This window comes from Acidovorax sp. LjRoot129 (assembly GCF_964253765.1).
GTDB lineage: Bacteria > Pseudomonadota > Gammaproteobacteria > Burkholderiales > Burkholderiaceae_C > Acidovorax.
The window spans coordinates 18,232-43,811 of sequence record NZ_CAXUSE020000003.1 but is presented as its reverse complement, the minus strand read 5'-3'; the positions used below and the strand labels follow the sequence as shown (position 1 = coordinate 43,811).

Sequence of the window (25,580 nt, the reverse complement as noted above, 5' to 3'; positions counted from 1 at the left end):
CTCAAAGGTCTGTGGGTGCACTGGCTGGCACCTCGGCCCCCCTCGGGTGTCGGAACCTTGGCACTACCGCCTGAGAGTCGGCTGAAATGATAGAGCTCGAAATGGATAGCAGGATCTGCCGAAGTCTTCGTTGCGGGCGCATTGGTCGTGATGGCGCCCGCCTCACGCAGAACGCCTAAGATGATCTTGAGCTACGAGACCAGTCACTATGAAAATCGATAGCGCAGTGGCAGAGAGCGTCCCAGACGAAGCCTTCGCGCGAATTGAGAGGTTGGCTAAGGGACTGCCTTCGGTGGATTCCAGTTTCAAGGATGCAGAAATTATCGTCAGGCGCACGACGATGGATGTCGTTCAGACCATGGTGACAGACAGCGACTACTCTCGGCAAAAGCTCGTGGAAATTCTGGTCGAACAGGCGTTAAGGGGCGGCCATGACTCCTTGTTTGGCACCTTATAGATACTCCAATCACAGTGCGGTCCACTCGGGGGCTTTAGCGCGACGTGTGGGCACAACGTTGTCGTGATCGTCCATAATGATTGCGATCACTTCTCAATAGTCCGCTCTCCGCTCATGCGCCGACTGCTCGCAGTCATCCTGTTGCTCTCCTTCTTCTGTCAGGCCTTCGCAACGGCCCGCCAGGTGGTCGCGTTCGACCATGAGGGAGCGTTTCAGGTGGTGCACGCTGAGATGCATCTGGAAGGTGCTGCGCACCACCATGATGAAGATGGTGTGATGCACCAGGACGATTCCCAGGAATCGATCCAGCACATGCTGGCGGAAGCAGGCCCGGGCACCGCAGCACTTCTCCATGTTCCCCAGCTGTCGCTTTCTCTCGACCGCTCACCCGCACCGGCCGTGACCGCCGAATCTGTCAGCCCGTCCCCTCATCTGGACGGTTTACGACGACCTCCCCGACTGATTTCCTGATCCACCTTTAGCGCCGCGCTTTCCACACGGAAGCGTGGTTGTTCATCGGTGCGGTAGTCCTTTCGATCAGGCGCTGATGCGTCACGATCCTGGACCACTGCCTTGATCGGTCAGGAATCACGTGAGTTTTGTCATTTCCAGGCTTGCAGCGCGCTGTGCCGCTGGGTGTGCTTTCAGCTGCGCCCTCGTTGGTACAGCCTTTGCGCAAGCCAACATCCCCTCATCACACTCAGCCACGGTATCAACCGCGAGCCCAACGCTTGCGCAAGCCGTGGAGGGCGCATGGCAGCGCGCCACACAGGCGAGAGAAGCCGAAGGGCAGACCCAGCGGGCTGCTGCCGAACGGGTGGCTATCTCAAGTCCGTGGGCGGCTCCCCCTGCACTGGAGTTGTCCTACCGGGACGACCGCTGGCAAACCTCAGCTGGACGCCGAGAGGCCGAGGCCGGCTTGGCTTGGCCGCTGTGGTTGCCAGGACAGCGCAATGCACGCGGCGCTGCTGTCGATGCAGACGTAGAGCTATCCAAAGCTGCGGTCCAAGCGGGGCGACTACATTTTGCGGGTCTGGTGCGAGAAGCGGCCTGGGGCATTGCAGCCTCCAGGACCGAGGCCGACCTGGCGGATGCCCAAGTGCGATCCGTGCAGGAAATCTCCGATGACGTGCGTCGCCGTGTCAAAGCGGGTGACCTTGCACATGCTGATGCGCTCGCCGCGCAATCAGAGGCTCTTGCTGCGCAATCTGCACAGTTGGCAGCGCGCCAGCGCCTGAGCGCCAGCCAGTCGCAATGGATGACCCTGACAGGCATAGCCCTGGCGCCTGATCTAACGCCTGTCCCGGTTTCTGCAGCTGCTGCTGTTTCAGCAGGCGTATCGCACTTCGCCGTTGAAACCCACCCCGATGCGCGTGTCGCTGCGCTGACGGTTGAGCGCGCTCGCAAGCGGCTGGACGTGGTGGCCGCCACGCGGCGCGACCCTCCAGAGCTCTTGCTACGCATCCGGCAAGACACACCCGGGCGGGGCGAGGCGGCGCAAAACAGTATCGGCGTCGGCGTGCGCGTCCCACTGGGCCCAGCGAGCCGCAACCACCCGCTCGAAGCTGCCGCACTAAGTGAGCTGGATGTAGCGCTGACCACGAAACAGCGAACCGAAGAGCGCCTGGCTGCTGACGCAGCGCTGGCCCAGGGTGCAGTGCACACGGCCGAGCAGCAATTGGAGGTTGATCGCCAGCGCTCGGCACTCCTGCGAGAGCGTGCCTCCCTCATCGACCGATCTTTCAGAGCTGGAGAAACCCCGCTGCCGGACTTGTTGCGCGCGCTCGCCGCCGCCACCCAGGCCGATACCAGCTTCGCGCGCCAGCAAGCGGCACTGGGCTTGGCCCGCGCCCGTCTCCAGCAATCTCTCGGAATCCTCCCATGAATCTCTTGAATCTATTGCCCTCCGCTCACCGCAGCACCTGGCAGGGTGCTGGCTTAGCCGCGCTGGTGCTGGCAAGCACGCCTGGTTTCGCTTCGCCCGGGGCCCATGGGCCCAACGGTGAGCACCTCGATACAACCACCCAAACAGGGGCCAACAGCGGTCCGGTGCCGAGTTTTGAGGCCCGCTCGGAAGCCTTCGAGTTGGTGGGCCGGCTGCAGGGTGGAGAGTTGTCCATCCTGATCAACCGTTTTGCAACCAACGAACCCGTGCTCAACGCCACGGTCGAGGTGGAGAGCGGCAATCTCAAGGCTCCTGCAAAGATCCATGCGGACATGGGGGACTACGCCGTCGACGACGCCAACATGCTCAAGGCGCTGGCCGCGCCAGGAGATCACCCCATGGTGGTCAGCGTGCTGGCGGGCAAGGAGTCCGATCTCCTGGACGGCACCCTCACTGTCGCTGGCGCCTCGCCCGATGCCCAAGGCCACCCTCACGACGATGGCCACGCCCATGGGCCGTCCCGCACAGTTTGGCTTGCTTTGGCTTTGGCTGTTCTGGCAGCGGTCGGTTGGATCTTTGGGCGCAAGCCCAGATCTGCAGGGACTTCGCCGAAGGGCGGTGCGCTGTGACCTCACCGCTCCAACAGACAAAGGCAACCGGCACGCTTCACGTCCTCGGCCTGTCCGCTATCGCGTTCGTCATGGTGCTGTTTACGCCGGCTGCCGGCGCAGCGCCTGGCGCCCATGGGCCGAACGGTGAGCACCTGGATGCTCCAACGGCCATCAACGCATCCGGGCTGATGCGGTTGCCGGACGGCAGCGTCAACGTTCCGATGCTCGCCCAGCGGCGCCTGGGCATCCGCACGCAGCTGACCCCGGAGACCCAGGCCGCAGCCACCATCGAGTTGTCAGGCCGGGTGGTCGTGGACCCCAATGCGAGCGGTCGTGTCCAGGCGATCCATGGGGGACGGATCGAAGCCGGACCAGGTGGGCTGCCGGTCGCCGGTCAGACCGTGCGCCAGGGTGAGGTGCTGGCCTACGTGGCCCATCACGCAGAGCCCTACGCCCTGGCCAACCAGCAGGCCCAACTGGCCGAGTTGCGCAGTGGCCGTGAGCTGGCTGCACAGCGTGTGCAGCGGCTTCAATCTCTCGAAGGTACGGTGCCTCGCAAGGAGATCGAAGCTGCACGCGCCGAACTGCAGAGTCTCACCTCGCGCGAGAAAAGCATCGGCGCTAGCCTTTCGGCGCGCGAGCCCTTGCTGGCGCCCGTCTCCGGCGTGATTGCCAGGGCCGATGCCACCAGAGGCCAGGTGGTCGAGGCCCGCGAAGTGCTGTTTGAGGTCATTGACCCCGCACGCGTGCTGGTGGAAGCCACCACGGCCGACCCCGGCTTGCCCGCGCGCACTGGTCAAGCCCACCTGCAGGGGGTGCCAGGCGTCAAGTTGCAGCTGATCGGTGCCGCACGCAGCCTGCGCGATGGGGTCTTGCCGATGACTTTCAGGGCGATACCGGCGCAACCTGGTGCGGCTTTGCCGCTGGCAGTCGGACAGCCCGTCACCGTCGTAGCTTCCCTGAACGAGCAAGTCAAAGGCTTTGTCCTGCCTGCGCAGGCCGTCGTGCGCAACAGCGCCAACGAGCCGGTGGTCTGGATCAAGTCCGGTGCCGAGCGCTATATCCCCCAACCGGTGCAGTACCGGTCCCTGGACGCAGCCACGGTGGTCGTCACGCAGGGCCTGGGCGCTGACAACCGCGTCGTGGTGCAAGGCGCACCGCTGATCGCGCAGATCCGCTGAACGGAGCCCACGCAATGTTCAATTGGATCGTACGGAACAGCCTTCACAACCGCCTGTTCGTCCTGGCGGTCGCGGCGCTGCTGATGGTCTATGGGGCCATCACCGCGTGGCGCACGCCGGTCGATGTGTTTCCCGACCTCAACAAACCCCTGGTGACCGTCCTGACGGAAGCCGGTGGCATGGCCCCCGAGGAGGTCGAGCAGCTGGTGACCTTCCCCCTGGAGACCGCTCTCAACGGCATGCCCGGGGTCACGCGGGTTCGCTCCACGTCTGGAGTGGGACTGTCCATCCTCTATGCGGAGTTCGATTGGGGTACCGATATCTACCGCAACCGGCAGCTGGTGGCAGAACGCCTGGCGCTGGTGCGGGAGCAACTCCCAGGAGGAATCTCGCCGGTCATGGGGCCTGTGTCTTCCATCATGGGCGAAGTCATGCTCATAGCGTTGCCGTTGACGGCAGGCGATGGCAAGGCCGCTGCAGCGACACCGATGCAGGCCCGCGAGTACGCGGACTTCGTTCTCCGCCCAAGGCTGCTGTCGATCCCGGGGGTTTCCCAGGTCATCCCCATCGGCGGCGAAGTACGTCAGCTGCGGGTTGAGCCCGATACCGCCCGCATGGCGCAGTTCGGGGTGACATTGACGCAGATCGAACAGTCCCTTCGAGGCTTTGCAGGAAACGCTGGGGGCGGGTTCATCGACCTCAACAGCCGTGAATTCCTCATTCGTCATATCGGCCGCACCAGCCGTATTGAGGACCTGCAAGGCGTTGCGGTGGCCTGGAAGGACGGCCGAGCCATCCTTCTGGAGCAGGTGGCCAATGTCCGGTTCGCAGCGGCGATGAAGCGCGGTGACGCTGGATACAGCGGCGCCCCTGCCGTCATTGTCAGTGTGCAAAAGCAGCCAGCGGCCGATACCGTGAAGCTCACCCAGGCCATCGAAGCAGCACTGGGGGACCTCAAACAAGGGCTGCCCGCAGGGTTAGCCGCTCCGACGGTGTTGTTTCGCCAAGCTGACTTCATCGAGGCGTCCATCGGCAATGTGACCGAGGCCCTGCGCGATGGCGCCATCATGGTGGCCATCGTTCTGTTCGCCTTCCTCCTGTCTGCCCGAACCACGCTGATCTCTCTCGTGGCGATTCCACTGTCGCTGGCGGTAACGGCCATGGTGTTCCGCCTACTGGACCAGTCCATCAACGTCATGACCCTGGGCGGTCTGGCCATTGCCATTGGCGAGCTGGTGGACGACGCAGTGGTGGATGTGGAAAACATCCTGCGGCGGCTCAAGCAAAACCGGGCCTTGGGCAACCCGCTGTCCACGCTGGAGGTAGTGCGCAGTGCAAGCGTGGAAGTCCGCTCGGGCATCGTCTACGCCACCGCCATCGTGGTGCTGGTGTTTGTGCCACTCTTTGCGCTGCCCGGCATCGAGGGCCGCCTGTTCACTCCCCTAGGCATCGCCTACATCGTGTCGGTGCTGGCATCGATGCTGGTCTCGATGACGGTGACGCCGGTGCTGTGCCTTTACCTGCTGCCGGGGATGAAGCGGCTGGACCACGGTGACAGCACCCTGGTCGCCTGGCTCAAGCGACGGGATGCGCAAGTGCTGGGCTGGTCCTTTCCCCGCGCCAAGGCTTTGATGACTGTCGCCGCACTGGCGGTGGCAGCAGCGGTGGCCAGCGTCCCATTTTTTCCGCGCGCGTTCCTGCCGGCGTTCAATGAAGGCTCGCTGGTGCTGGGCATGGTGTTCAACCCGGGTACGGCGCTGGCGGAAGCCAACCGCATGGGGTCGCTGGCCGAGACGCTGATCGCAGAGGTCCCGGAGGTCACACAGGTCGGGCGCCGCACAGGGCGCGCCGAGCTGGATGAACATGCCGAAGGCGTGCACTCGGCCGAGATCGATGTGGACTTGAAGCGGTCCGCCCGCGACCGTGAGGCTGTGATGGCAGACATCCGGGCCCGCCTTGCCGTCCTTCCGGCCCAGGTGGCCATTGGCCAGCCCATCTCCCACCGCCTGGATCACCTCCTGTCAGGGGTGCGGGCGCAGATCGCTCTCAAGATCTTCGGCGACGACACGGACACCTTGCGGGGCCTGGCCGAGCAAATGCGCCAGGGACTCTCGGGCGTTCCAGGGCTGGTGGATCTTACGGTGGAAAAGCAGGTGCTGATCCCCCAAATCACGGTACGGTTGGACCACCGCAAGGCCGCGCAGGTCGGACTGTCTCCTGGGGAGGCGGTGCGGGTACTGCAGGCCCTGACGGATGGCGCCCATGGCGCGCAGATTGTGGACGGCCTGCGCCGCTATGAATTGGTGCTGCGCCTGCCCGATGACAAACGCAGTCCCCAGGATCTGGCGCGCACCCTGATTGACACCCCTGCAGGGCAAATCCCAGTCTCTGCCATTGCCACGGTCCAGGAAACCGATGGCCCCAACCAGATTGGCCGAGAAAACGGTCGTAGGCGCATCGTCGTCTATGCCAACACGGACGGCTCCGACATGGGCCGCGTCATTGCCGACATCCGTGCAGTGATGGCCAAGACGTCATTGCCACCGGGGACCTTCCTGAGCCTGGAAGGGCAGTTCCAGGCCCAGGAGCAGGCCATGCAACTGATCGTCGGCCTGTCGCTGGTGTCCTTGGCGATGATCTTTCTCGTTCTGTACGGGCGCTACAAGTCGGCCGTGCTGGCAGGAATCATCATGGCCAACATTCCGCTTGCGCTGATTGGCAGCGTGGCTGCCATGTGGCTTGCCGGGGTGAGCCTGTCCGTAGCATCCATGGTGGGCTTCATCACGCTGGCAGGCATCGCCACGCGCAACGGTATCTTGAAGGTCAGCCACTACATCAACCTGTGCAAGTTCGAGGGTGAGGTCTTTGGCCAGCCCATGATCGTGCGCGGCTCGCTGGAGCGCCTGACCCCGGTGCTGATGACGGCGCTGGTGGCGGCCTTTGCACTGACACCGCTGCTGCTGGCAGCCGACGCCCCCGGCAAGGAGATCCTGCATCCGGTGGCGGTAGTGATTTTTGGCGGACTCATCAGCTCGACCTTGCTGGACACCTTGCTCACGCCCGTGATGTTCTGGCTGTTCGGGGAGCGGGCAACGCGGCACCTGATCGAGGCCGATGCCCAGGCGCCCACGGGAGCCACTGCGGCCCAGGAGGCCTATTGAACGCTGCGCCGACCATTTAACTCTCACCCTTTTCCCGTAGGCATTCGTGCGCCGCCTTCCCAAGCGCGCCGTATCACGCAATTACTCATCCAAAGGAAACCGCAATGACCATCAAGACCAAACTCTCCCAACTGACTGGCGGTGCTTTGATGCTGGCCGCATCAACACTCTTCGCTCCTACGGCAATGGCCCATGGTGCTGCCGCCCCCATGCACGGTGGGGTCGTGCAGACCGCCGCGGACTTGTCGTTTGAGCTGGTTGCCACTGCCGAAGGCGCGGAGATCTACATCCAGGACCACGGCAAAGATGCGGATGCCTCGCGGTTCGACGGCAAGCTGACGGTGCTCAACGGCGCAGAAAAGTCCGAAGCGTCCCTGAAACCAGCTGGAGCGAACAAGCTGGAGGCCAAAGGAGTCACCCTGTCTAAGGGGGCCAAGGCGGTCGCTGTGCTGACCACCAATAGCAAGAAGAGCATCACTGTGCGATTCACGGTCAAGTAGGGCTGCCGTGGCGCGCGGATTTCTGTCCTTGCCTGCACTGCGAGGCGGTCTGCTGGCCTTGCTGGCGGCCGCCTTGTTCGGCATCAGCACCCCCATGGTCCAGCGGCTGGGCGTAGGGCTGGGACCGTTCACGACGGCCGCACTGCTGTATGCAGGGGCGGCTGTCGTTGGCGCCTTGTCCCTTCGGACCTCCGCTCACGAGGCAAGGTTGCAGAGGTCCGATGCCTGGCGCCTCATCACCATGGCTGCGTTTGGCGCCGCCCTAGGCCCTGTCGCCTTGTCCTGGGGCCTGCAGCACACGAGCGGCGCCAGCGCATCGCTCATGCTCACCCTCGAAGCCCTATTCACCGCCACGCTGGCTTGGAGGCTTTACGGCGAAACCATGGACCGCCGCGTGTGGGCTGCGATGCTTCTTTTGCTGGCTGGGGGCATGGCTTTGGTCATGGACCAGGGCCTGGAGGGCGGCACGCAGCTGCTCGGTCTTCTTGCCGTGCTGCTGGCAACCGTGGCGTGGGGTGCGGACAACACCCTGTCCCGGGGATTGGCCGAACGTGACCCCAGTCAGGTCGTGATGGCCAAGGCGTCGCTGGGAGCCGCTGCGACAGCATGTCTTGCCACGGTGTGGGGAGAGCCTTTGCCCTCATTGGCGGCGGCTGTTGGGCTCTTTGCTGTAGGTGCCACGGGGTATGGCTTGAGTCTTCGGTTCTACCTTTTGGCTCAGCGGGCGTTTGGTGCGGCGCGGACCGGCTCCGTGTTCGCCTTTGCACCCTTCATCGGTGCGGCTGTAGCGTTCGGCTTCGGCGAACGGTCTGCAGGGTGGCTGATGTTGCTGGGAGGGGTGCTGATGCTTGCTGGAGTGCTGCTGCATTTGGCTGAAAGTCACGGGCATGAACATGCGCATGACCCGCTGGAGCATGAGCATGCCCACCGTCACGACGATGGACACCATACGCACTCCCATGACGTGATGCCCACTGGGAGCCATAGCCATGTGCACTTTCACGAGCCGGTGACTCATGCCCATCCCCACGCGCCCGATGTGCACCATCAGCACAGGCATTGACTCATTGAGCGGTACCGAGACAGCGGCTAAGGAAATTTCATGATGAAAAAATCAATGCTCTTGTCAGCTGCTGCGCTGACATTCCTTGCGATCTCCGGCTGCAGCACACCTGTCTACGAGGACCGGTACGCTTGGTCCGAAGGCTGGAGGGTCGGCAAAGTTACCAAATTAATCCAAGCGGACGAATTCTTGAAGGTGAGCGGCTCTCGCTGCCGGCAAATTGGGCTCGGCCCCACCGACCAGATTGCAGTCATCCGATGGCGGGAAGTCACCCGAACCCGTGGGCACTTCGCCAGAGTTGACGCGGGCTCCGGCATGGCCGTGGGCGATGAGGTTTACTTCAACGTATGGGACTGCGACCAAGTGCAAATGGTCCGCAAGGTTCCCCCATGAGCCCGAGACGGGGCGCGCGCCGTAGAGGCGGATGGAACGCTTCACCGACTGAGGCGCCAAGCTGTTCGCGCCTGCAAACGAACTCGCCAATGCAGGTAATTGAGAAGGCTGATAGCGGCATGGATGGGGTAATTCTTAGCTCGACGAAAAATAGATGATCGCCGCTGGAGTTGGCAGCGAACGTGCGAGCAGCTTGAGAACGTTAGTAAGCAACTTTGAAAGTAGGCGAGTCCTCAGGACGCGAGGAGCGTTTGTCATATATGCGCGTCGTCGCGATGTTGGCGTGACCCAGCCATTCCTGTACCTTTGCAATGTCTGATTGATGATCAAGTGCATTTGTTGCTGCGGTAGCTCGAAGCGCGTGCGGGCCGAGGTTTTCCCCAGAAAAACCTAGCTGCCGCATATAGAGCTTCACGGACTGCTGGTAGATGCCATTAGGAGTAAGACCACGTGGTTCAGTAGCTGCTTTTGGCGGGTGGACTTGGCGGAACAAAGGCCCTTGCGCGTCGTCAACGTGACCGGCTTTATCTAAGTACTCAACTACTAGGCTGGACGCTGCAGGATGGGTGGGGATGTAGCGCAGCTTGCCCCCTTTGCCATTCACTCGGATGTGCCGCACACCACGTCGCTCAATGTTGAAATCTTTGACCCGCAGTTTGGCAACCTCCTCACGCCGAAGCGCGTGATAGAGCAGGACAGCCAGGATCGCTCGATCACGCACACCCTTGAGTGTGTGCGGTGGCGGGGCATTGAGAAGATCACGGGCCTGGGAATCTCCCAGCGCCGGCGTCTTCCCCTCATAGGTTTCAACCTTCGGCCGTTTGACCCCTTTGACAGGGTTAGTCGCGACCGCGTTCACGTCGCAAAGGTGTTCATACAGAGAAGACAGAGCGGCGAGTTTCCGGCGTACCGTAGCACCAGACAATTTGTTTTTTTCGAGCTGGGCGCGCCAGGCCAGCACGTGGCCACGTGCCACATCGCGAAAATCCTCTGGCTTTCGTACGCCGGCAAAGGCCATGAACTCTTTGATGTCAGCTTTGTAGGCCCGACGCGTGTGAGAGCTGGACAGGTTGGCGAACCACAGCACCTCAGGAGGCACCTCCTGCAGCTGACGAAACCGAGCGTCAGCCAGCAACGCTCCACTGCTCGCCCCCAGGCTCAGAGCATTGTTTTCAGCCAATTGGAAAGCTCCGCGCCAAACAGGCCGGCAGCTGCGATTGCAGCCCAGGTGACCATGAGCCGCATTTCGCGAAGTGCGCAGAGACAGGCTCGCAGCTTCTCGTTTTTGATGTGTATGAAACCATCGATGATCGGATCAGGTGTTTTCTTCGGTGGCAGCGGCATGTCGGTTCTCCAAATCAGTTGCCACGATCGTGGCGTCACGACTGGAAAAGCGGTACCCGCAAATGCTATGCGGCGGTCTTCAGGATCACGGCAGCAGCTTGACCAGTCACGCCGATTCTGTTGAGAACTCCGCGAAATGCCCTGCGGCACAATTTCGTGTTGATAATATATTTTATCAACAATACTTTCTATAGCAAGTCGGTTTGTGCGTAAAGTTGTTTGCGAATGCACCATATGCATGGTTTTTGCATGACTTTGATGTATCATGCACAGACCACTCAACAAGGGGCAATCCATGGCATTCCGTGCGGACGAAGCGGCAAGACTTTGCTACGAAGAGGCTGAAAATTACTTAGTCCCACGGGCGAGAGATGCGGACCCAAAAGTAAGGGAGGCGAGCAAGAGCGCGTTACGGGACATCGTTGACGAATTGGGCCCGGCAATTGACACCTATCCTTCTTGGCACCCATTGGTTAGGAACCATGACAGCAGGCATCCCGTGAACACGCCGCGTGCCGAGTGCGGCTACAACGGACTCGATCACACACGGTATTTTGTGCACGGTTTCATTACATGCCCATATGGAGACGGTGAGAAAGTGCTTGAGTCAGTCGAAAAAATGACATATAGCCATCACGTCGCCCGAATTACCGCTGAGCGGTTAAATGTTCAGTTTTACAGCTCAGAAGCGACTCCAATTTTAGTAAAATGTGAGTGGCGTAAAACAATGCCCAATGATCGCACTATCCCTTTGAATATTGCGATGCCGTTATTACTAGAAACGGAGCTTCCGTGTTGGGAATGGTCCCAAGTAGCAGAAACCTGGGAGTCTATGCGTAGCTATTTCCTGGGTGCTCCTCACGGGAGCCGGTCTTCGTTATTTGTGTCGCAGGAGACAGGCCAGGCAATGAAAAAAATCTGGGAACAATTGATTTTCACAGGCCTATTTGGACCTATTAAGGTCTGAAGCTCTAGGCGGGATCAATAGTAGGCTCCCTATGCTGCTAACATTGCACATCCTGAAATTACAGCCTGGCCAGTACCGTGCGCATGTCATGGAGGGGCAAGAGCATTTAGGTAACTATGATGCAGGCAGCATCGCAGAGGCGATTCTTCTCGCAGCAGAAAACCCCCTCCCTGATCTTGCGGGGTTTCATCTTTGGTACGAGACTGTCAGTATTGGAAGTGTTGCGGCGGGCGAAATGCGTCAGCATGCCGATTTGCTGGCTGACCGATTAATAGAGCGGCACAGCATGTTTGCAAACTCAGCCCATGTCGTCTTCCCCAAAGATGCGGACCAAAACGGTCAATGAAAACGCCCTCCGAAGAGGGCGTCGTCGTGATGGCTTTGGCCGTCTAGCTATGCTTAATTAGAAAGTCCGAGCGTTCTTTGCCTGCAATCCATAGTGGAGGCTTACCGCGGCCGCTCCATGTCTTGCCGGAAGCCGGGTCACGGTATTTGGGCTCAACTCGCTGCCGTGCTCGAGGAGCCCGCTCAGCGGCAGGCATGATTTCATTTACGGTGATGCCGTAATGGCTCATCAGGTCGCGGATTTGCTTCACAGCAGCGTCCAATTCCTGCGAGCGTGCCTCTTCAATTTGCCGATCCAGCTCAGCTCGCTGGCGCACAAGTTCTTGGTAGGTTGTCGTCATTGGGGTGGATGTGGGGTTAGTCCGCCTTCATAGGTAGCGCCGGTATGCGAAAAAGTCCATGTGGCGGGTGACAGGACGAATCGCATAGTATGAAGCCCGTCGCTGACAATGAAGTCACGTTCAAGACTATCCATGCGGTGGTAGACCCCTATTTTCGATGCTGCTATCACTTCACCAGTGGGCCTGGTGAATTTGTACTCCTTGCCTTCGCGGTCCTCAAAAACAGTTCGTTGGGCATAGACCCAAGCTTTTGCAGCACCGATCTGTCCTGACGCCATGTAGTCCGGACTCGTGACGGACCCCGCCTTGAATTCATCAGTGGCGCAACCAGACAGTGCCAGGGCCATTGCGATAATTAATGCTTCTTTCATACTCTGGTTCCTCTCGTTAAAGCGTCAACGTTCGAGCTCTTTTTCTTTGTGTGGGCGGCGGGGCGTGCCCTCCCTTATGGTCCGATCTTTTTCCGGTTCCTGGACGTTGACTTGAGGGATATGACCGCTCTCAACGGACTTGGTAGCGTTCTGAGTGACACGGGCCATCACGACGCGGGTTTCCTCCTCGCTCAAGCTCTCCTTCCCTGCATGCCTGCGCGCTGCTTCGACACCTGCATACACAGCTGCGAGCTCCGGGTAGGTCTTCAGGGCTTGCTCGGGTTTTTCGTTCTTGAAGGCCTCGGCCATCTTCTGTTCCCGAGAGCGTTCCCCTTCAATAGAATTTGTTTTTTCGCGGGCGCGAAAATCTTCCCGCTTGATGGCCTCCAGTTTGGCTAGATCTGTGTCATTCGGGGTGTAGCCGCGAACGTGCATGCCTTGCGCTGCCGCCTTAAACCAAACTTCGCGCTTGAAGGATTCGGTGCCTGTCACACGGATCTCATCCCAGCCGCGGGCCTCAGCAATCCTCACCATGGATTCGGCGACTGCAGGGCTGTTTGTCGGCGTTTCAAGCTTGTTTCCCCGATCATGGAATGCCACGGCTTCAGGGTTGCGCTGGAAGTGGTACTTGTCGCCAACCTTGATGTACTTCGCAGCAATTTCAGGTGGCACTAGGGGGAGGCGGTCTTCCTCGGCGGTGCTGAAAACCTCATCTGATTGAACTTCGTTATCGCCGCCGTCCACTGGAACCCTGACACCCTCTTCTTTGCCCTGCTTGTCCTTGGCAACCGCGTTGATCGCGTCTTCTCTCTGCTGTGACAGTTGTGCGCGAACTGCAGCGGAGTCAGCGTTCCGCTTGAGAGTCAAGGCTTCCAGGGTGCTGGGATCAAGGGTGCCCATGTCCGGTGCCTTGCTTTCTTCCTTCTCGATGATCCTGCGAGCGTTTTCTTCAGGCGAAAGGCCGCGCACAAAATCTAGGTCGGTGCCTTTGAGAGTGCCTTTGGGCGACTGGCTCTCCTGGATTGCCTTCGCGTTCTTTTCCCCCGCCGCATCCTGCAGGGTTTCTGCATTCAAACCAGCTAGTTTTGCCACATTCTTGTTGTGCATTGAGAACGTGAGATTGAACAAGACACTTCGCCCTTCTTTCTCGATACGCTCAAACTTAATGGCATTAGCTGATTTCCCATCAATTTCTGTTAATGCCACAACGGCGTCGGCTTGCTGAGATTTTTTTCCTTTGTCGTTATTTGAATTCGAGACTGATTTTTCCATTTTGAATACCCTCTAAATGCCGAGACGGATTTTAAAAAACAAAGCCAACTTCTCTGCAGGCTGCATCTGCAAATTCGTGTAACTTCTCTGTCGTTCGCTCACCTTTTGGCGGTGCCTTAAGGTTGTCAAATTTCAGAGCAAAATTTATTTCAGAAATTTTAGGATAGTCTCCTGGCGCAAATGGGCGTGTTGATGGTTTCTTGCCAACCATTTCAATTACCCCTTCGGCAGCAGATATTGAATCCTGATAAGACTCAACATCAACGAAAAGAACTGGCGCCGACAATTCCCCGGAAGTCATGGCAGTACTCAGTTCTTTTTGGTCAGGAAGTCGATTCCCAATGGCGGCAAGTGAAGGCGAAACGTCTTTTAGGCGATCCATAAACGTCACATCCGCAAAATAGCGAACTTTTTTGGCCATGATTGGCAAAACGTTCTCTAAAACTACCAATTCAGCTTCTTGACCGAGGGCGGTTATTTCTTGTGGCAACAACAAAGCGCGGCGTTGATCGCTGACACTTTCCGAGTGGTTTTTTCTACGGAAAATTTCAGTGTTTTTTGATTTCGAAGCGCTTTTCACAGTTGTATAACCTAGCCATTCAGATATGTCCCGGGCAGCTGCGGTTTCTGAAGCCTTTGGGGGAAATACAATATTCAGTGCATGGTTCGTTTGGAATGTCTGCGCAGCGTCACGTCCGTACACCTCAACCAGTTGGGCCGGGCTTTGGATAATGGGCATCATCCGCAGTCCGTAACCTGCAATGAAGCTGATGCCCTTGCTCAAGATGTTCACCTTGCCCATAGCGGTGAATTCGTCCATTAAGAGCAGGCACGTGTATTTCAAATCCGGGTTCTGTTGCGGTAGCTCTCGTGTATTGAGGTCAATGAGCTGCTGGAAGAACAAGTTGATGAGCGGCTGCATCCGCTCCAGGTTGTCGGGCGTGATGCCCAGGTAGACCGACAGCTTTTTCTTTCGCAGATCTCGAAGATCAAAATCGTTCGCACTGGTGGCAGCGTCGATGGCCGGGTTCATCCACAGCTCAAGGCGTGAACGGAAGCTGGTCATGATCCCGCTGCGGGTGTTTTCGCTGGCTATGGAGGTGTAGCTTTGCAACCCGCGCACGCACGCGCCTGATAGAGCTGAGCCCGACTCACGGCGGTCTTTGATGGCTCTGTCGAAATAGTCTTTGCCATCACCGTCCGTCAAGGTTTCGCGCAGCACCTGGCCAAGCGTGACAGGCTTTCCAGGGGACTCGAGCAGGTAGAGGACGACGCCGAGAAAGAGACTGCGAGGTGTAGCCGTCCAGATAGGATCAGTGCCCTGCAGGTCGGGAAAGATCATGTTGGCGATCTTCTGCACATCGTCGATGCGCTTTCCCGGCTCTTCGCTGATGTACCCGAGAGGGTTATAGCGGTGCGTACGGCCGTCGGCGGTGCCGGGATTGAACAGGTAGCAGCGCTGACCATACTTGCGTCGATAGCCGCTGGTCAGGTCCCAGTTTTCGCGCTTGATATCGAGCACGACAACGCTCTGTGGCCAGGTCAGCAGATTCGGAATGACAACAGAGACGCCTTTGCCCGAGCGGGTGGGAGCCGACACCAGCACGTGCTGCGGCCCATCGAACATGAGGTAGTCCCTGCCTTTCTTTCCCACGATGATTCCTTTGCCGTCCAATAGGCCCGCTTTTTTGATCTCCTTGGCTGATGCAAAGCGTGCGTCGCCATGCAGGCTTCGTGCTCGTGGCCGAAAAATGAACAGAACAGGGACCAGCAGCGCCATCGTGCTGACCACGCCGCCAACCCAAAGCCAAAGGCCCACACGCTTGTGTTCACCGTAGTAGATGGCGTATTGCGCGAATGTCAGGGGGGTGACGTTGTGATGGTCCCTGCCGATGCCTGCGAGCACGATGGCGCCGGCCAGGTACAACCAGGCCATCAAAGCAACCACTGCCACGCTGCTCCACAGCGTGGGCTTAAACCATGTGTTTCCGCTTGAATTCAGGGTCATAGAAAATCTCTCGCACCTTCCAGCGGTCCATGTAGACCACCACGTCAATCGTTGTGTAGAGCCGGCGCTTGATGTCCTGTGTGTCCAGGTGCGAACCGGTTTGGGAGTCCTTGATGAAGGCCGTCAGTTGCTCGAAACACTCCCATGCGCCATTGGCGTGCATGGTGCTGATGCTCCCGGGGTGCCCGGTGTTGATCGACTTGACGAATTCCCAGGCTTCATCGCCTCGCAGCTCTGCGAGAAGGATGCGGTCAGGCTTCATGCGCAGGCACGAAGCCAATGACTGCTTCGCTGTGACCTTGGAGCCGCCCTCGTCTTCCCGTGCGTACAACAGGTGCACCTTGTTGGGCACGTCGTCCATGAAAAGCTCATGCACGTCTTCAATGGTGACGAGGCGTTCGTCTTTGGGAATGATGCGGATGAGGCTGCGTGTCAGCGTGGTTTTGCCAGATCCAGTCTTGCCCACAATGAGCATGTTCCGTTTGTGCGCCACCGCTTTGTTCAGGAACTCGCGCACTTGGCCGCTTTCTTTCAACTGCATCAACTCGACCTCAAAGGGCTTGAGGCTGTCGCCCGCAGCCGCTACCTGATCGAAGGCTCCACCTTCTTCCAGCTCTTCAAGAGTCTTGTCGGTCATGCTGGGTTTGCGGATCGTGAACGACACCGTTCCGGCCAGACACGCGGGTGGGGTCACCACCTGCACACGTTCGCCATCGGGCAACGTCGCCGATAGGATCGGACGATCAATATTGATGTCCTTGTTGTTGTAGGTGGCGATCAACTGCGCAATGTGCAAACAGGATTGCAGGGTCAGCTCCGGCGCCGCGTGCTTGCGCCAGCCGTAGGGACCCTCCGTCCAGATCTCACCAGGCCGGTTCACGGCCACTTCGGTGACGTCTCCTTGGAGCAAGGTGTAGAGAGGGGCGATGTATGTATCGAGCATCGCCCGGTTCTCAAGACGCTTGCCGGAATCATTGGCTTGCATCTTGGAACCTTCAGTTCGTGGTGCGAAGACCGTAGACCTCGCTGAAGTCGAGATCTCGGGCCACCATCACCTGAACATGCTCACCCTGGTTCACGATCAGCGTGGGCGGGATGTTTGCCTGCTCGCGTAGCATGGCCGACACCACTTCGTTGCCGCTGTTCAGCGAGCCGGTATAGATATTTGTGTTGCCGCCGCCGCCCTCTTTTTGGGTGCGATTTCCCACCACGGTGTTGACCGTATCTTTGAGGAAGCTGGTCATGATTGCGGCACCGAAACGCTCCCAAAAATGGTTGTCCACGTAACCGGTAATGCCGCCGCGGCCAAGGGCGTCGATGCCGGGTGAGTTCAGGTTCACAACCACGCCAGAGGGGGTCTTGGCACGAGTCCAAAGCAGGAACATGCGGGCTTGACCACGACCGAGCTGCCCTGCGTACTCGCCAACGAGCTGCGTGCCCCGATCGAGCAGCAGCACGCGCCCGTTGTCCGAGTACACGTCCCGCGTGAGACGGCACGTCGTCATGGCGGGCACGCTGGTGTTGATAGCCGTCTCAAGTGCGCAATCCAGTGTGGCGCCCTTGGCCAGCAGGTAGTCCCGGCGCGGCAGTACCGTAGCGGACACCGCTTCGGTAATGGTGGGTTTCAGCCGCTGGCCCAGCGACCCTGAACCAGCACCTCCAGCCTGCAACACCTCGCTGTTGTCATTGGCGCCGCCCATGCCACCCACTGGCTGACCATCGGGTCCAATGAAACCCTGATTGGGCATCCTGCTCTGCGCCATCATGAAAGCCAAACGCTCAGATTCGGTCATCTGCCCGCCTGGGCCGCTGCCACGCGCTCCACCGCTGCCAGACCCACTGCCCGAACTGCCCCCTTGCATGACCAGGTTCCCCTTCATCTTGCGCAACAAGGGGTCGTCATCCTCGATCTGTTCCTTGGGCTGCTCCACCTTCTGCGCGACCGCTGCAGGTGGCTCAGGAGCATTTGGCACGACCAGGGCCGGCAGGCGGTTGCTGATGGGGGGCGGTACGGCCTTCTCGCTGGGGCCAGCGTTGCGCGTCATGATGATGAGGACGGCGATCAACAAGGCACCGATAACAAAGTAACCGCCGGCCGTCACCAGCTTGTTTGAACGCCGGCGGCGATTCAAGGACGGCAGGTCATCGTCCTCATTGAAATCGGCCTCCCGAGGAGTTTCGCTTCCGCGAAATTCGGCATCTTTTCCGCGCCAGTTGTCTTTGCGCTGGTGCTCTTCACCGGGTGGGTTGATATTGTCTTGGCTCATTTAATTGACCTCCTTCACGACACGTTCAACGTCGGGCGCGACTGTTCCAGTGAGGTTGTCCACCCCACCTTTGCGGTTGAAAGATTTGTTGATGACACTTGCGACGTAATTCCCTTTGCGAAAGACGTAGCTCGGTGCCATGCGGTGCACGGAAATCGTGTTCCCGCTGATGACGTGGGTATTCACAAGTGACTCTTGGCCCTTGTCGTCGACCTCGTAAATAGCGGGCATTTCCGCGTTGGCGCGGAAGATGAAAAACACAAATCGCCCATCGTCGTAGGCGCCGCTTGGGCTGACCTCGCCGTCACCTGCCACCCAGTAATCCATGTTGTGGCCCGTCTTGCTGGGTGCGCTCTTTAGACGGTTGCTAATGTCTGCACGTTTGGCTTTTTCCTGCTCTGCTTTCGCACGCGCTGCGGCAGCCGCCTGGTCTTCATCCACGTAGCGGAACGAAAGTGAATAGGTCAAATCGCGATTGGCCCAGGCGCCAGACTTGGTGTTTTTGTCGGCCACGACCATGACCACAAATTGGTAGGTGCGCTTGTTGGTGATGACCGTGATATTGGTATCGCCCTCTTTAGCTACCGGCTTAATGAACAGGTTGTTCCCCCGGGGGATGACTTTCCAAGCCAAGTCATCACCCACGGCCACATCCTTGATTTGCTCGGAATCACTGAACTGGACATGGGTCGAGACGCCGTAGAACGTATTGAGCCGCACCACGCCCTTGGGGTTGTATGTGACGGTGCGAATGCGGGCATCTGACGGGCCTGGCTCTGGGATGGTTTCTGCGTGCACGAGCAGGCACGCTGCTGCTGTCACGCTGGCGAGTAGGAGTTTTTTCATTGCTTTGCCTCCAGCCCTTCAAGGGGGGTGCGGGTGAGGGATTCGCTGGTGGTCGAGGCCGCAGGCTCGGCAGGTACAGCAAGGCTCGGTTGCGTCGGCAAATAGTTACTTCGCTCCACTGCCGTCAGCGACTCTGGGTCCGTTCGGTAGTCAACAACTTGAAAACCCAAAGGATTAATGGCACGGTCCTTATCCGTCATGGGTGCGCCGACATATCGGAAAGTAATGGTGGCCGCCCAATGAGATATTTCCGGTTTGTCTGAACCACGGATGATTTCGCGAACGTAACGGACCAGAGCTACGTTCGGTTTGATGAACGTTGTTGTTTTAACCGAGATTCCGACCTTTGCATATTTATTAAAAACTACGAGAGGTGATTGAGGATTTTTTGGGTTAAAAAAATTGAAATATCGCTCTTGCTCAATGTTGTTGCTCATCAATCCCACTGAGTAATAGTTTTCAGCCGAAAGCTCGCGGTTGTAGCCCTCGCGGTTCCGCACATAGAGTTGAGCAAAGTATTTGTTGACCGCCTCGTTGTAATTCGTGTCGCCGCCTTGCAATGCTCGCTGAACGTCCACAACACCTGTGCTGTTGTCCACACGAATAACGTAGGGTTCAACAGATTTCAAAGGGGTCAGACCGATGACCGCTCCAACGGCCAGGAGGGCCGTCGCCAAGCTGGCACCGGTAACCCTCCAGGCGAGGCGTTTACTCGCTGCGGCTTCCATGACCTTATCCGTCTCCCATGAGCGGACTTCATCCGTGTAGCGATCAATCTCGCTTTTGGGTTTCTTATTACCGAACATTGGGATACCTCACATGTGCGAAATCACGATTGCTTTCAGGGTCTTGGCGGTAAATGATTTCAAAATTGCCTCGCCCTTCTTTCCCAATCTCATGTAACGCCTTGTCTAGGGTGACTTGGCGCAAATCGACATTGACCAGGCCTGCGCTTACCTTCAATCCATTGGGGGGCATGACATTTAACTGCGGTTGAACTTCCTTCAATGCCATCAAAGCCATTTCAGGATCGCCTTTGTACTTAAAGTCAAAAATGCGTGGTATTAGCGACGAAGGGGGCCTGAAATCTGGCTGATTGATTGGCCGGTATTCGCCGACTACGCCTGGCGGCGGTTTTGGACCAGTGGCACACCCCGTCATAAAGAGGGATGCAGCCATAATTAATAGAAAAAATTTCATGATTCATATCCTTTTTAAATATTTTGCTTCTTAAAGCGATAGATGAATAAGACAAAGTTTGGGCGTGAGTATGGCCTGCCGCCCAATATTTGGGGCGGATTAAAGTCGCATGAAACGACTATGCTTTTTTGATGGTGTTATTCGGCGAGATAGGAACGTCGCGTGCTTGGCGCCTATTCCAGGAGTTCAATACGGCTGCTCTTCTACGTTTATCAATTCGATCAAGTCGTCCACGTCCGGTCATTTCCCTGAAACCAAATCGTAGCGGTCCCGTGGTTGCTGCTTTAATTTTTGAGTATGCCCACCCAACGGCGCCCATTGACGAGATTGCTACTCCTCCAGCAAGCCCGGAAGACATAGCCATGATTTGCAGAAGCATTACAAAACAAATAGCGCAGAGAATAACCAGAACAAATCCGTCAAAAAACGATGGATTTGGCGAACCTGTTGCTGCTGCTCCTGCTTTCATTACAGACGACTCAATGTACGTTCCCACAATCTTCAGTACGGCCGCGGTGAGAATAATGACCAATCCAAAATTCAAACATTGACTGAGCCAGGATTCGAAATATTTTCTCGTGCTTTCAAAGATTGTTATCAGAATAAATATTGGGCCAATCGCTAAAAGAACGGCTATTGCAATTTTTGCAAGAACAAATAGAAATGCGGCATAACCTGTCATTAACGCGGCGACTATACGAATCAACCAAGCCATGAATAACTGTCCGAGATTCGGTATTCCAACTGCACTTTTGTTCTCATCAGCCGCTTTTTCCCATTCAGTGGAGTAAACCCACATTTTTTCAAAAAGAGCGTCGAGAAAACTTACCTTGTCTTCGGACTTTGACCCCGCAACTACTGAGGCCATTGCATCCGGTGCATTCCAGAGAAAATCGACCATAAAGCTTGCGTAGCGACCAGCTGAGAGAGCAATGCCCATAATGATTGCAAGTTTTACCATTCGCGTCACACCATCCGTGACGGGCTCAGTTATGACGCCACGCATCATCGACCAACCCCAGAACATGATGTAAATCAGGAGTAGTGTGGTAGCGACTCCTGTTATGGAGGAAATAACTGAACTAGACGTCGAGGTGATATACCCAGCCAATGGGTCTGTAACGTTTTTTAGAAGATCGGTATAGAATGTTTGCATAATTGCTCACCTTTCTATTTTTTCTTCCCAAAGAGCTCTTCTGCGGATCGGGTAGAGCCAAGTGCGCCTGGTTTGTTAAGTGATTCGATATAGTTGCGAGATTTAAGCTCTCCAGAAGCATCAACACAAAATGCATGCATTCTGTATTTGTCTTGGCAATTAACATCCAGATAGGTTTGCAATTCGGCTTTGGATGCTTTTTTGGTGTTTATCTCGGGTGGGCTTTTTTCACCGCAACCCACAATTAAGGTTGCAATAAAAGTGGTGAATAATAGGCGGTTCATATATATCTCACTTATTAGGGCTGATTTCCGAAAATCTCATGAGCGGACCGTGGAGCTCCTAAGGCGCCTGGTCTTGAAAGTGAATCCATGTAATTGCGTGACGCCTGTTCCGCCATTTTTCTTTGTTGAATTTCCTGGAGGTTTTTCAACATGGCGAGTTTTACAGACTCGTTCTGGAGCATCACTTGCTCTGCTTGAATGCGGCCTTGTAGGTCCGCAATGTCTTTTGCATCTGGTGCTGCATTAACCCTGTCAAGCAACACCTGAATATCTTGGAAGCGTCGGCTGGCCTGGCGATAGCTCTCCAGGGCCATCGCCTCATCTATCGCGACTTGATCGCGTCGATTCTTGTATAGCTTTTGGTTTCCAATAGGGTCTTCGATTGAAGCCCTCAGCGGTTGCCAATTGCCATAGCCCTTACCCAAGATATTTTCATAATCAGCAGGCAAGTAGTGACGCAGCGCTGGGTTGTTGACCAGGCTTGCCATACCTCGAGTGCCGTTCAAGCTGTTGTAGGTTTTAACAAGCTGCGTGTACTGCTCATACATCTGGGCGTACTGAAGTATCCAACGCGCCATCTGGGTGCTTTCCTTCGCAATGTCGGTAGCGCCTCCCATGCCCAAGAAGGCATAGGCAGGCACGGTCACAGACGAGCAGCTGATGGCAATGGCAATAGCTACGGCAAATTGAGTGGTCTTTGTTTTCATGATGCGAGCAGGCTCCTGCGGCGTTGGTGGAATACGGGCAACCAGGTCTTGGGGTCATCCCCCAGCTCTGCTACCAACGACTCGGCCAGCAGAGAGGTGGCCGTGTTGCCCGAGAGGACGGCCAATTCATCGTCAAAACCTCGCAAGTCCAACTCAGCCACAACCGAATTTGAGCCTTGCTTTATCAAAAAGCGCCGTGATTTCTCTGGCAGGTTTTTGATGAGTTCATACTCCCGCTCCGACAATTTGAAATGTTTGACATAGTCTTCCTTGTCAGCTTCGGGATTCGGGAGGAATATCTTAGTTGCCGTTTGCTCAATAATTGCAAATGCAATTGGCGACTTGATCACCTGTTTTGGAGCCTGAGTAAAACAAACTAAGAATCCATCTTGTTTCCGGATGGTCACCAGCTTGTTTTTTACAAAATCCTCAAATTCAGGGTCATCCAGTAGTTTCCAGAATTCATCCATGAAAATAATTACCCGCCGCCCGTCGAATAGCGACTGAATTCGGTGCATCAAATACATGATCACTGGGGTCCTGGTTTCGTCGTTTTCGAGAAACTCGGTCACGTCAAAGCCCACTATGGGGTTTTCTTCGACATTGAGCGTGTCGTCGTCGTTGTCGAAAACCCAGCCCAGGGGGCCAAATCCATGGCACCAGCGCTTCAAGCGCGCATGGATGCCATTGGCCTCGGTCGGATTCAGGAACTGCAGGACGGCACTCAGGCGCCGCTGGTGCGAGGGCACCTTGTTTGACATCACTCCGTTGATGGCTTGGGCAATATCGGCTTCGTCGCGTGGGGTGAGCGGCAGGCCTTCGCGTTTGACCAGGTATCTGATCAGGTCGTCCAGAAAGCTGATGTTGTTCGGCGTGGGCTGCAGTCGGAAGGGGTTGAAGCCTGTCGAAATGCCGTTCTTCAGTGGGTAGTAGCGACCACCCATTCCACGCACAGCCACGGCCGCGCCTAGATCCTTGTCGAAGACCACAGTCGTCAAACGCTGCTGGGGTGGCCTGTTGAATTTCTGCGCTTGTGCCAGTAGAAAGCCTTCGAGCACCGTCTTGCCCGTGCCGGACTTGCCGAGGACGATGGTGTTGGCCAACTCCTTGTGGTTGGGGTCAAGCTTCGCCGCTTTTTTGGCATCTGCTCCTTCTTCACCCTTGTGGAAACTGAAGTAGAACGGCGCACCCGATGTTGTCTTGAACATGGTCACCGCTGGTCCCCACTGGTTGCCCTTCAGGCGGCCTACAGGGTAGTTATGCAGGCTCGAGAACCCGGCAAAGTTCAGACTGTTGATATCCCCCGCCCTGACGCGATACTCGAAATTACCGGGCATCTGCGAAAAGAATGCAGCGGCCATGCCGAGGTCTTCGCGCGACCACTTGATGCCGGCATCGCTCAAGATCGTCCCGGCCAGCGATATGTGATCTTTGAGGTCGTCTTCGCTCTTGGCGCGGATGAAGAGGCACAGCGAATGCGTGCCCATGACGAAGCGGTTGCTGGTCAGGTCATCCAATGCGTCGTCAATGGCCTCGACCTGGCTCCTGGCCACGTCCCCCGCATTGACAAGCCGCTGCTGTTGGCGACTCATACGTCCACGCGCAGCAGGCTTCGATAGGAAGGTAAACGATTGGCTCAGCGTGTACTCAAAAGGCACGGAGAGCAGGTCATTCAGCAGGCCTGGCAGGGTGTGTGCCGGGTACTCCTGAAACGCCAAGGTGGCCCCGTACAGGGTCTTCGTGGGGGTGCGCAGGCTCATCAGCCCACCTTTGCCAAAAAAGGGCCTGGAAGTGGGCAGGATGTCCCTCAGCGTGGCACGCGGCAGCGGAAAGCGGTGCCACTCGCCGTTGAGCAAGTACCCCAGGAATTCACAAACTTCGGAGAAGCTATTGCCTCTGAATTCATAGCATCCGAGCAACGCAGGTTCGTAGCGATCCAACCCTGACAAGGCTTTGGAAATGAGGTCTTCCATCTCCTCGATGTGCTCGTTCTGCTGCTCTTCGGCCTCTTTGCGGCTCAGGCGCGAGAAAAAGTCCATGGCCTTCACCGACTTCATGGGCTGCGGCCGGTAGATGAGCGTCATGTACAGCTCATTGACGATGAGTTTTGTTTCCTCGACGCGCGCTCTGTATTTGTCGTTCAGATCCCGAATGAAGCCTTCTGGGTAGTCCCCTTCTGGAAACTGAGACACCTCCCGGCGCACGATATGGCTCCACAGGGCAACATGGGGGGAGCTGAGGTTGCGGATGAGTCCGTTCAGCTGGCTATGCCAGCCATTCAAGTCCTCGTTGTCCGCGCTCTGGTGTGCTGCACCATTGAGGCGGATGGAGGCCATCATGTCCCCGTTTTCCATTTTGATAATGGTTTTTGTGACATGCCCGGAATAAGGAAGGAAAGCATTTACGCCAATTTCCTTCTTTATTGCGCCCGCGAATTTCAATTCTTGCATTGCATACTCCTATCTCTTTTTCGCGGACGAGAAAAACTCTGGCTTACGTTGCCGGGGCAGTGCTAAATAGTGGATGGGTGAAAAACTTGCCGACTTCCAGAAAAATCTATTCAAGCAAAGGCCGTTGGATATTACATATTTAGCCATGGAATCGAATTTCCCCGGGTCGTGCGATGATATTAAATACAGAATGAAATGAATTGGAGGAAACAGAGCAAGCCAGATCGGATTGCCAATCGCCAAAAATATGATCCCGACGGCCATTACTTCTGCAACAAAAGCGAAAAAATGGACGCCAAGGACAGTCGCTGGTCGGGTCAACCCCACAAATAATTCATCAACGTCCAATTCGCGGCGTGCTTCCTCTGTCATAGTGACTCCTGGTTTGGCAGGGTGCAGTTATCAACTGCACCCGATTCGATTAACCCTTGGCGGCAGCAATGATGTAGTCCACGATGGCGGTAGCACCGAAGATCAAGACTAAGCCAATCACGATCTTGATAGCCCAATCCCAGGACAAACGGCCAGCCAAGGCGGCGATACCGCAAGCGATCACGGCAATAATGGCCAGTAACCGGGCCAGGCCGCTATTAAAAATGTCCAGAACCTTTTGGGCGGTAGAGTCCCAAGGTTCGGCCATCACGGCGTCGGGCATCATGGAAACCAAAGCGATCATTGCCATGAGGATGAATGTGAGCGTTTTCCCACTTATCTCGCGCTTGGCAATGGCATTGTTGTTGTAGGCTAGTTTCAGTTTATTGAGCATTTTCG

Annotated in this window: 28 protein-coding genes; 11 read left to right on the top strand and 17 right to left on the bottom strand. The window is 57.1% G+C overall.

The window, feature by feature from the left end:
* Positions 1-208: 208 nt before the first annotated feature.
* From ACSQ3Q_RS25780 to ACSQ3Q_RS25740, 9 genes are all read left to right on the top strand, one after another.
* Complete coding sequence (locus tag ACSQ3Q_RS25780) at positions 209-457, top strand: hypothetical protein (protein WP_436137325.1); 249 nt, start codon at positions 209-211, stop codon at positions 455-457.
* Between the two features lie 114 nt (positions 458-571).
* Positions 572-928 carry a hypothetical protein gene (locus ACSQ3Q_RS25775; protein ID WP_436137324.1) on the top strand — a complete coding sequence of 119 codons (357 nt, stop codon included), beginning with the start codon at positions 572-574 and terminating at the stop codon, positions 926-928.
* 121 nt (positions 929-1,049) lie between these two features.
* Positions 1,050-2,342 carry a TolC family protein gene (locus ACSQ3Q_RS25770; RefSeq protein WP_436137323.1) on the top strand — a complete coding sequence of 431 codons (1,293 nt, stop codon included), beginning with the start codon at positions 1,050-1,052 and terminating at the stop codon, positions 2,340-2,342.
* Positions 2,339-2,971 (top strand): hypothetical protein, encoded by a 633-nt coding sequence (locus ACSQ3Q_RS25765; protein WP_436137322.1) that lies wholly within the window; start codon positions 2,339-2,341, stop codon positions 2,969-2,971. The genes ACSQ3Q_RS25770 and ACSQ3Q_RS25765 overlap by 4 nt, the downstream gene beginning before the upstream one ends.
* A gap of 71 nt (positions 2,972-3,042) precedes the next feature.
* The gene (locus ACSQ3Q_RS25760) at positions 3,043-4,134 is read left to right on the top strand and encodes an efflux RND transporter periplasmic adaptor subunit (RefSeq protein ID WP_436137321.1); all 1,092 of its coding nucleotides are present in this window, start codon (positions 3,043-3,045) and stop codon (positions 4,132-4,134) included.
* 14 nt (positions 4,135-4,148) lie between these two features.
* Positions 4,149-7,295 (top strand): efflux RND transporter permease subunit, encoded by a 3,147-nt coding sequence (locus ACSQ3Q_RS25755; protein ID WP_436137320.1) that lies wholly within the window; start codon positions 4,149-4,151, stop codon positions 7,293-7,295.
* Positions 7,296-7,399: 104 nt separating this feature from the next.
* Positions 7,400-7,795, top strand: coding sequence for a hypothetical protein (locus ACSQ3Q_RS25750; RefSeq protein ID WP_436137319.1), 396 nt, complete (start codon positions 7,400-7,402; stop codon positions 7,793-7,795).
* A 7-nt stretch (positions 7,796-7,802) separates the two neighbouring features.
* Positions 7,803-8,858, top strand: coding sequence for an EamA family transporter (locus ACSQ3Q_RS25745; RefSeq protein ID WP_436137318.1), 1,056 nt, complete (start codon positions 7,803-7,805; stop codon positions 8,856-8,858).
* Between the two features lie 42 nt (positions 8,859-8,900).
* On the top strand, positions 8,901-9,251 hold the full coding sequence (locus ACSQ3Q_RS25740; protein ID WP_436137317.1) for a hypothetical protein: 351 nt from the start codon (positions 8,901-8,903) through the stop codon (positions 9,249-9,251).
* Between the two features lie 202 nt (positions 9,252-9,453).
* Here ACSQ3Q_RS25740 and ACSQ3Q_RS25735 read toward each other — a convergent pair whose 3' ends face one another.
* On the bottom strand, positions 9,454-10,431 hold the full coding sequence (locus ACSQ3Q_RS25735) for a tyrosine-type recombinase/integrase (protein ID WP_436137316.1): 978 nt from the start codon (positions 10,429-10,431) through the stop codon (positions 9,454-9,456).
* Entirely contained in the window at positions 10,410-10,595 is a 186-nt protein-coding gene (locus tag ACSQ3Q_RS25730; RefSeq protein WP_436137315.1) for a hypothetical protein, read from the bottom strand. The genes ACSQ3Q_RS25735 and ACSQ3Q_RS25730 overlap by 22 nt, the downstream gene beginning before the upstream one ends.
* A gap of 295 nt (positions 10,596-10,890) precedes the next feature.
* On the opposite strand from ACSQ3Q_RS25730, the gene ACSQ3Q_RS25725 reads away from it, so the two are divergent.
* Positions 10,891-11,562 (top strand): hypothetical protein, encoded by a 672-nt coding sequence (locus ACSQ3Q_RS25725; RefSeq protein WP_436137314.1) that lies wholly within the window; start codon positions 10,891-10,893, stop codon positions 11,560-11,562.
* A gap of 43 nt (positions 11,563-11,605) precedes the next feature.
* Complete coding sequence (locus ACSQ3Q_RS25720) at positions 11,606-11,908, top strand: hypothetical protein (RefSeq protein WP_436137313.1); 303 nt, start codon at positions 11,606-11,608, stop codon at positions 11,906-11,908.
* A gap of 43 nt (positions 11,909-11,951) precedes the next feature.
* On the opposite strand, the gene ACSQ3Q_RS25715 is transcribed toward ACSQ3Q_RS25720, so the two are convergent.
* The 15 genes from ACSQ3Q_RS25715 to ACSQ3Q_RS25645 all read right to left on the bottom strand — a co-directional run bounded on the left by ACSQ3Q_RS25715 (position 11,952) and on the right by ACSQ3Q_RS25645 (position 25,575).
* Positions 11,952-12,248, bottom strand: a complete 297-nt coding sequence (locus ACSQ3Q_RS25715; RefSeq protein WP_436137312.1) for an H-NS histone family protein — start codon at positions 12,246-12,248, stop codon at positions 11,952-11,954.
* Positions 12,245-12,619, bottom strand: a complete 375-nt coding sequence (locus ACSQ3Q_RS25710) for a hypothetical protein (protein WP_436137311.1) — start codon at positions 12,617-12,619, stop codon at positions 12,245-12,247. Before ACSQ3Q_RS25710 ends, ACSQ3Q_RS25715 begins: the two co-directional genes overlap by 4 nt.
* 24 nt (positions 12,620-12,643) lie before the next feature.
* Entirely contained in the window at positions 12,644-13,891 is a 1,248-nt protein-coding gene (locus ACSQ3Q_RS25705) for an LPD7 domain-containing protein (RefSeq protein WP_436137310.1), read from the bottom strand.
* A gap of 31 nt (positions 13,892-13,922) precedes the next feature.
* Positions 13,923-15,899: a type IV secretory system conjugative DNA transfer family protein gene (locus ACSQ3Q_RS25700; RefSeq protein ID WP_436137309.1), complete on the bottom strand. Its 1,977-nt coding sequence runs from the start codon at positions 15,897-15,899 to the stop codon at positions 13,923-13,925.
* Entirely contained in the window at positions 15,865-16,884 is a 1,020-nt protein-coding gene (virB11, locus tag ACSQ3Q_RS25695; RefSeq protein ID WP_436137308.1) for a P-type DNA transfer ATPase VirB11, read from the bottom strand. The genes ACSQ3Q_RS25700 and virB11 overlap by 35 nt, the downstream gene beginning before the upstream one ends.
* 10 nt (positions 16,885-16,894) lie before the next feature.
* Complete coding sequence (gene virB10 / locus ACSQ3Q_RS25690; RefSeq protein ID WP_436137307.1) at positions 16,895-18,166, bottom strand: type IV secretion system protein VirB10; 1,272 nt, start codon at positions 18,164-18,166, stop codon at positions 16,895-16,897.
* Positions 18,167-19,012: a P-type conjugative transfer protein VirB9 gene (virB9, locus tag ACSQ3Q_RS25685; protein ID WP_436137306.1), complete on the bottom strand. Its 846-nt coding sequence runs from the start codon at positions 19,010-19,012 to the stop codon at positions 18,167-18,169. It lies immediately after the preceding gene.
* A complete protein-coding gene (locus ACSQ3Q_RS25680; protein ID WP_436137305.1) occupies positions 19,009-19,818 on the bottom strand; it encodes a virB8 family protein in 810 nt (269 codons plus the stop codon). The genes virB9 and ACSQ3Q_RS25680 overlap by 4 nt, the downstream gene beginning before the upstream one ends.
* On the bottom strand, positions 19,808-20,212 hold the full coding sequence (locus ACSQ3Q_RS25675) for a hypothetical protein (protein ID WP_436137304.1): 405 nt from the start codon (positions 20,210-20,212) through the stop codon (positions 19,808-19,810). The genes ACSQ3Q_RS25680 and ACSQ3Q_RS25675 overlap by 11 nt, the downstream gene beginning before the upstream one ends.
* Positions 20,213-20,330: 118 nt before the next feature.
* Complete coding sequence (locus tag ACSQ3Q_RS25670) at positions 20,331-21,368, bottom strand: type IV secretion system protein (protein WP_436137303.1); 1,038 nt, start codon at positions 21,366-21,368, stop codon at positions 20,331-20,333.
* Between the two features lie 14 nt (positions 21,369-21,382).
* Positions 21,383-21,652, bottom strand: coding sequence for a hypothetical protein (locus ACSQ3Q_RS25665; RefSeq protein WP_436137302.1), 270 nt, complete (start codon positions 21,650-21,652; stop codon positions 21,383-21,385).
* A 14-nt stretch (positions 21,653-21,666) separates the two neighbouring features.
* On the bottom strand, positions 21,667-22,359 hold the full coding sequence (virB5, locus tag ACSQ3Q_RS25660) for a P-type DNA transfer protein VirB5 (protein ID WP_436137301.1): 693 nt from the start codon (positions 22,357-22,359) through the stop codon (positions 21,667-21,669).
* The gene (locus ACSQ3Q_RS25655) at positions 22,356-24,809 is read right to left on the bottom strand and encodes a VirB4 family type IV secretion/conjugal transfer ATPase (RefSeq protein ID WP_436137300.1); all 2,454 of its coding nucleotides are present in this window, start codon (positions 24,807-24,809) and stop codon (positions 22,356-22,358) included. Before ACSQ3Q_RS25655 ends, virB5 begins: the two co-directional genes overlap by 4 nt.
* A 9-nt stretch (positions 24,810-24,818) precedes the next feature.
* A complete protein-coding gene (locus ACSQ3Q_RS25650; protein WP_436137299.1) occupies positions 24,819-25,181 on the bottom strand; it encodes a type IV secretion system protein VirB3 in 363 nt (120 codons plus the stop codon).
* Positions 25,182-25,230: 49 nt separating this feature from the next.
* On the bottom strand, positions 25,231-25,575 hold the full coding sequence (locus tag ACSQ3Q_RS25645; RefSeq protein ID WP_436137298.1) for a TrbC/VirB2 family protein: 345 nt from the start codon (positions 25,573-25,575) through the stop codon (positions 25,231-25,233).
* Between the last annotated feature and the right edge of the window lie 5 nt (positions 25,576-25,580).